Here is a 6,720-nt window from a genome sequence, read left to right as displayed (position 1 = left end):
CCTCGCAAGTGCGGGGGGCCTTCGCCATGGGCGCGAGTGCTTCCCGGTGCCGCAGAGGCGGCCGGGGGTCCGGGGGTTGCCCCCGGGAAATGCAGCATCAGCGGGTCCGGGGTTCGAGTCCCTGGCGGCGCACGATGTCGATGGCGAGGCGTGTCCGCGGAAAGCGCGAACCGGCCTCGCCATCGTCGTGTCTGCGCGGCCGCGCCGCGCGTTGCGGGGGCTCCGCCACCCACACCCCCTCGCCCCGTCGGCTTCTGTGGACGTCGGCCGAAGAGTCATCCCACCGTGATCTTCACCGTCCACGCCCCCGACATCGTCCGTCCCTCCACCTCCACGCGGACCCCGTCCTCCGGGATCGTGAAGCTCTCGCCGAGGGCGACCGGGGCGTCGGCGAGGGGCGGGTAGACGGAGTTCTCCCAGCAGGCGTCGGTGTGGGGGTGGGCGTCGAGGACCTCGACGGGGCCGCGGCCTGACTCGGCGGAGCCGCTGATCCGGTAGACGAGGACGCCGGGCCGGCAGGCGGCCGTGTCGTTGCCCACGGGACCGCGCGCCTCGAAGGCGAGGACGCTGTCCGGGCCGGTGCGGACGACCGCGAGCTTGGTGCCCCCGCCCAGCCCGAAGTCCGGCACCCCACCGACGGCCGGCGTACCGCCGAAGTCCGGCACCCCGCCGTAAGACCCCGCCCCGCCCTTGGCCGCAGCCCCACCCTGACCCGCTACCCCACTCTGACCCGCTACCTCACCCCGTGGCGACACCCCACCCCCACCCACCGCGCCACCAAAGCCCCGCCCCCCGGCCAACCCCACGCCCGAGCCACCCGGCCCCGCGGCGAGCGGTTCCAGCGTCAGCCGCGTCGGCCCCGGCTCCCGTACGCACGCCACCTGCCGCTGCTGGAGCCAGCCGAGCTTCCACTTGTGCCAGCCGAACAGGTCGGGGGCCAGCCCGAACTGGCTGCCCATCAGGTCCCAGTCCCCGACGTAGGTGTCCCAGTCGCCCTTGCCGTCCACCGGCCGGTGGTACAGGTCCGGCAGGTCGAAGACGTGCCCGGTCTCATGGGCCAGAACCAGCCGGTCCGGCGGGTGCTGCTCGAAGACCGTGACCACCCGCCGGATGTCCGTGCCGTCGGCCCGCAGCGGAGTGTCCAGGTTCACCACCTTGGTGGCGTCCGAGTCCACGCCGGGCGCGTCCGGGTCGGCGACGAAGTAGACGACGTCGTAGCGCGAGAAGTCGATCCGGCCGTCGGCGGCGGCGAGCGCGTCGCGCAGATAGGCGGCGCGATGGGTCGCGTTCCAGTCACGCTGTATGGCGTACGACGTGGAGGGGTGCGGCATGCGGATCCAGTGCCGCAGGGGGTGGGCGCGCAGGGTGAACCTGCCGTAGGAGGCCTGCTCGAAGTAGCGGGTGGTGGCCGGGAAGTGGTCGGCGGCCAGCTGGGCGGGGGTGGTCCGCGGGGCGGCGTCCGGGAAGGACAGGAAGACCATCACCGCGTCCAGGGAGCGGGTGGGGCGCGGATAGGCGGCGTTCCAGGTGTCGAGGCCCTCGGAGTGGTGGGCGTCGGTGCGCTTGAGGGCACAGGTGGTCGTCGAGAACGGTTCGGCGACCGAGGGGCCGGTCACGAGGGAGGTGGCCGCGAGGGCCGAGAGAGTGGTGAACACGGCCGCTGTGCTGCGCAGTCGGGGGCGCGGGAACGGACGCGGCACAGGGACCTCCGGGAGCGGTTCACGGGACACCGCACCCAGATTGTGTGAGTTTGTCGTACTAAGCCCTGTTTATCTGCACCAGACGAGTGAGAGAGCCGAAGGTCCGTCAGAAGCGACACCCCCGAATCGCTCACGGAACGTCACAACTGGTCAGGGGCCTGTAGAAGCCCGCGCAGGTGCGGGCAGAAACGATCTGTCAGAAGCGCCGGTTGGTCCGCGACACTGGTTAGTGGCTGGAAGGGCCTTGGGGCAGCCTCTATGATCGGCACACTTTCCTGCCGGACAGCGATCGAGTGCACTGCGGGAGCGACGGTGAGCGGAACGTCCGAAGGGCCGACGCCCGCGGCAGACCTCGACCGGTCCGCCGTCACAGAGAGTGATACCAGCACGTCTCCCGGTGCCGAGCCGGTGACGTACCATGCGGCCTTCGCGGCCGCGCCGGTCGCCATGGCCGTGGTCGACCCGGAGGGCCTGGTGGTCGGCGCCAACGCGGCGCTCGGGGACCTCATGGGCAGCACGCCGGACGAGCTGGCCGGACGGGTCGCCGCCGATCTGGTGGACCTGACCTCCGACGCCCGCGTCTGGCACGCCTACCGCGAGGTGCTGCGCGGTCGGCAGGCCCGGCTGCGCTGCACCCGCCGGCTCAAGCACCCCGACGGCCAGTCCCTGTGGGTGCAGGTCAGGATCGCCCCCCTCACCGGGGACGGGCCGGGCACCGTCCTGCTGTCCGTCACCGACATCAGCGCCCGCCGCGAACTCCAGGCCCGCCTGAGGCACTTGCAGATGCACGACCCGGTGACCCGGCTGCCCAACCGCACCCTGTTCTTCGAGCGGCTGTCGGTGGCGCTGGAGGCGGAGTCGTACGAGCAGGGCGGCACCGGCCGGGTCGGACTGTGCTACCTCGACCTGGACGGCTTCAAGGCGATCAACGACACCCTCGGGCACCGCGTCGGCGACCGGCTGCTGTCCGCCGTGGCCGAACGCCTCACGCGCTGCGCCGACGAGGCCGGACAGGGCCGGGTGAGCGTCCCGCTGGTGGCCAGACTCGGCGGTGACGAGTTCGCGCTCCTCGTGGAGGACTCCACCGGCACCGAGCAGCTCGCCGATCTCGCCGAGGCCGTACTGAAGGCCGTGCAGGCGCCGTTCGACCTGTCCGGGCAGCGGCTGTCGGTGTCGGCGTCGATCGGGGTGGTGGAGCGGCAGGCGGCGGGCACCAGCGCGACGGGTCTGATGCAGGCCGCCGACACCACGCTGTACTGGGCGAAGGCCGACGGCAAGGCCCGCTGGACGCTCTTCGACCCGGAGCGCAACGCGCACCGCATGACCCGCCAGGCGCTGGCCTCCACCCTCCGTCCGGCCATCGAGCGCGGCGAGTTCGCGCTGGAGTACCAGCCGCTGGTGGGCATGGAGGACGGGCGGGTGCGGGGCGTGGAGGCGTTGGTCCGCTGGAACCATCCTCAGTTCGGCGTACTGACGCCGAATCGGTTCATCGGACTGGCCGAGGAGGACGGCTCGATCGTGCCGCTGGGCCGCTGGGTGCTCGCCACCGCCTGCCGGCAGGCCCGCCGCTGGCAGCTGGAGCACCCGGACGAGCCGCCGCTCTTCGTGAGCGTGAACGTGGCGGTCCGTCAGGTCTGGGACTCCGATCTGGTCTCCGACGTGGCGGAGATCCTCGCGGAGACGGGCCTGCCGCCGCGTCTGCTGCAACTGGAGCTGACCGAGTCGGCGGTGATGGGCTCGGCCGGGCGGCCCCTGCAGGCCCTGCAGGACCTCAGCGACATGGGTGTGCAGATCGCCATCGACGACTTCGGCACCGGCTACTCGAACCTGGCGTACCTGAGCCGGCTGCCGGTGTCGGTGCTGAAGCTGGACGGCTCGTTCGTGCGGGGCTTCCAGTACGAGAACGACAAGTCCGACGACGGGGCCGGGGCCGGGGCGGTGTCGCCGAACCCGGCCGACGAGGTCGTCGTCGAGGCGATGATCCAGCTCGCCCACCGGCTCGGGCTGACCGTGACCGCGGAGTGCGTGGAGACCTCGGCGCAGGCCGCCCGGCTGCGGCGGATCGGCTGCGACACCGGCCAGGGGTGGCTGTACTCACGGCCGGTGCCGCCGGATCGTATCTCCGGGATGCTGGGCGTCCGGGTCTGAGCGGTGTCCCGGTCTGAGCCCGGAGCGCCCGTCACCTGCGCGCGTCAGGCCCTCGGCAGTCCGTAGGCGTCCGCGATGAGTTCGTAGGAGCGCAGGCGGAGCTCGCCGCTGTGGGCGTTGCTCGTGATCATCAGCTCGTCGGCGCCGGTGCGCTTCTGGAGGTCGTCGAGCCCGCTGCGGACCTCGTCGGCGGTGCCGTGGACGACGTTGGCGTTCCAGGAGTCGACGAAGTCGCGCTCCATCGGGCTGAAGGGGTACGCCTCGGCCTCCTCCGGGGTGGGGACCAGACCGGGGCGGCCGGTGCGCAGGCGGACCATGTTGAGCGCGGCGGCCATGATCTGGCGGCGGGCCTCCTTCTCGTCGTCGGTGGCGAGGGCGGAGACGCCGATGAGGGCGTACGGCTCGGCCAGGGCGGCGGAGGGCCGGAAGGACTCCCGGTACAGGTCCAGGGCCGGGATGGTGTTCTGCGCCGAGAAGTGGTGCGCGAAGGCGAAGGGCAGGCCGAGGGAGCCGGCCAGGCGGGCGCTGAAGCCGGAGGAGCCGAGGAGCCAGACCGGCGGGCGGTGCGGCGACTGCACACCGCCCGGCGAGGTGGCCTGGACCGGGCCGGGTACGGCGTGGATACGGCGGTAGGGGTGGCCGTCGGGGAAGTCGTCGTCGAGGAAGCGGACCAGCTCGGCGAGCTGCTCGGGGAAGTCGTCGGCGCCTTCGTTGAGCCGGTCGCTGCGGCGCAGGGCGGCGGCGGTGGCGCCGTCGGTGCCGGGGGCACGCCCGAGACCGAGGTCCACGCGGCCCGGGGCCATCGCCTCCAGGGTGCCGAACTGCTCGGCGATGACCAGCGGGGCGTGGTTGGGGAGCATCACGCCGCCCGAGCCGAGCCGGATGCGGTCGGTGTGGGCGGCGAGGTGGGCGAGGATCACGGCCGGCGAGGTGGAGGCGACGCCCGGCATGGAGTGGTGCTCGGCCACCCAGTAGCGGTGGAAGCCGCGGGACTCCGCGAGGCGGGACAGGGCGACGCTGGTGCGCAGGGCGTCGGTGGCGGTACTGCCCGAGCCGACGGTGACCAGGTCCAGGACGGAGAGGGGGACGGGGGCGGTGCCGTGGGTCGTGCCCCGGATCTCGTCTGCCGTTGTGGTCACGTGGTGCCTCCTGTGGTGGGCCGAGCGGTCTCCTCGCACCCCTAACAGGAGGCACTCTCCGTTTATTCCGGCCGTGCTGGTCCCGCGCTACGCCTGGACGATCGGCTCCCGTGTGAACAGCGCCCCCAGAGCGGGAGCGTTCACGCGGCGGTCCGCCAGGCGCAGGGCCTCCCACACCGTGACCTGGTTCGCCGTGAGGACGGGCTTGCCGAGTTCCTTCTCCAGGGCCGGGATGTGGGCGGCGGTGTGCAGGGCGGTGTCGGGGAGGAGGACCGCGTCCGCCTCGGGGGCGTCGGCCGAGCGGGCCAGGGCGAAGACCTCCTTCTCGCCCCAGGTGCCGACCTCCGCCGCGGTGATGATCCCGGAGGGCCGGACGCCGACGACCTCGATGCCGGCCGCGCGCAGGAACTCCGCGAAGAGCCCGGCCACGTCGTCGGGGTAGGTGGCACCCACGGCCACCCGGGCCGCGCCGATCTCGCGCGCCGCGTGGACGAAGGCGAAGGAGGTGGAGGAGGCCGGCATACCCGCCGTACGGGCCAGGGTGCGGACCTGTTCGTGGGCGCCCTCCCAGCCGTAGACGAAGCTGCCGCTGGTGCAGGCCCAGACCACCGACTCGGCGCCCGCCATGCGCAGTTCCTCGACGCCGGCGGCGAGGCGCTCGGCCGAGCCCATCTGGAGGAGGGCGTCGACGCGGTGGGCGTCCTCGCCGATGTCGGTGTGCACCAGGTCCAGCCGGATGTCGCTCCCGAGCAGCTGCTCGATGCGTGGATAGTCGTCCTCGGCGGAGTGGCCCGGGTAGAGGAATCCCAGTGCTGTCATGTCTCAGCCTTCCTGCTGCTGCTCTTCGTCCGGCAGTTTCGGCATACCCGGAAGCTGTTCCGGCAGTACGGGACCGGTCCGCGCCGCCGGATCGATCAGCGCCTGGTACGGTCCCACCGCTCGGGTACCCAGTCGGCGCAGCGCCGCCCACATCGTCACCTGGTTGGCCGAGATCACCGGGATCCGCAGTTCCGCCTCCAGCTGGGGGATGACGTCGTAGGTCGGCAGGTTCGTGCAGCTGATGAAGAGCGCGTCCGCGCCGCCCTGGACCGCCTGCCGTGCCATGTCGGCGACCGCCCGGTACGGGACCTTCCAGATGTGCCGGGTCAGGCCCATGTAGGCGCACCCGGTGACGGTGACGCCCGCCTCGGCGACGTACTCCTCCAGGGCGCGGGTGACGGACACGGTGTAGGGGGTCACCAGGGCGACCCGGCGTACGTCGAGTTCCGCCAGCGCGTCCAGGAGCGCCCCGGACGTCGTCACCGAGGGCAGGGCGCCCGCCCGGGTCATCGCCTCGCACATCGCGCGTTCCCCGGCGATCCCGCCGACGAAACTGCCCGAGGTGCAGGCGTAGGCCACGACCTCGGGGGCGATCGCGGTCAGGGTGCGTACCGCCTCGTGCAGGGTCTCGTGCTCGCTGACCAGGCGGGCGAGATCGAGACTGACCTCGACCGGGACGTACGGCGTCCGGGTCAGGTGGAGGGAGACCTCGTCCGGGACCCAGCGCCACAGTTCGCGGTCGAGGGCGAAGTCGAAAGGAGCGACGACGCCGACACCGCGCTGAGGGCGGGGGCCTCCGAGGAAAGTGATGTCCATGGGGTTCATGGCAGGCACCGGCCTCACGGTAAGAGACGGGAAGGCAACGGACCGTACGCACGCCCGTGTTGACGAAGGTAGGTTCGGGTGCGAGCGTG

At 72.3% G+C, this 6,720-nt stretch carries 5 protein-coding genes; 1 reads left to right on the top strand and 4 read right to left on the bottom strand.

Annotation, left to right across the window (positions count from 1 at the left end; genetic code table 11):
• Positions 1-275 precede the first annotated feature (275 nt).
• Positions 276-1,730 (bottom strand): M6 family metalloprotease domain-containing protein, encoded by a 1,455-nt coding sequence (locus K4B79_RS47365; RefSeq protein ID WP_374208601.1) that lies wholly within the window; start codon positions 1,728-1,730, stop codon positions 276-278.
• Positions 1,731-2,012: 282 nt separating this feature from the next.
• On the opposite strand from K4B79_RS47365, the gene K4B79_RS47360 reads away from it, so the two are divergent.
• A complete protein-coding gene (locus K4B79_RS47360) occupies positions 2,013-3,848 on the top strand; it encodes a putative bifunctional diguanylate cyclase/phosphodiesterase (RefSeq protein WP_232033693.1) in 1,836 nt (611 codons plus the stop codon).
• Between the two features lie 44 nt (positions 3,849-3,892).
• Here K4B79_RS47360 and K4B79_RS47355 read toward each other — a convergent pair whose 3' ends face one another.
• The 3 genes from K4B79_RS47355 to K4B79_RS47345 all read right to left on the bottom strand — a co-directional run bounded on the left by K4B79_RS47355 (position 3,893) and on the right by K4B79_RS47345 (position 6,622).
• Positions 3,893-4,987, bottom strand: a complete 1,095-nt coding sequence (locus K4B79_RS47355; protein ID WP_232033692.1) for an LLM class flavin-dependent oxidoreductase — start codon at positions 4,985-4,987, stop codon at positions 3,893-3,895.
• A gap of 87 nt (positions 4,988-5,074) precedes the next feature.
• Positions 5,075-5,806 (bottom strand): maleate cis-trans isomerase family protein, encoded by a 732-nt coding sequence (locus K4B79_RS47350; RefSeq protein ID WP_232033691.1) that lies wholly within the window; start codon positions 5,804-5,806, stop codon positions 5,075-5,077.
• A 3-nt stretch (positions 5,807-5,809) separates the two neighbouring features.
• Positions 5,810-6,622 (bottom strand): maleate cis-trans isomerase family protein, encoded by an 813-nt coding sequence (locus K4B79_RS47345; protein WP_232033697.1) that lies wholly within the window; start codon positions 6,620-6,622, stop codon positions 5,810-5,812.
• Between the last annotated feature and the right edge of the window lie 98 nt (positions 6,623-6,720).

Origin of the sequence: Streptomyces lincolnensis, from assembly GCF_021173675.1 — a bacterium.
Taxonomy (GTDB): Bacteria; Actinomycetota; Actinomycetes; order Streptomycetales; family Streptomycetaceae; genus Streptomyces; species Streptomyces lincolnensis_B.
This window is presented reverse-complemented; position numbering and strand designations above follow the sequence as displayed.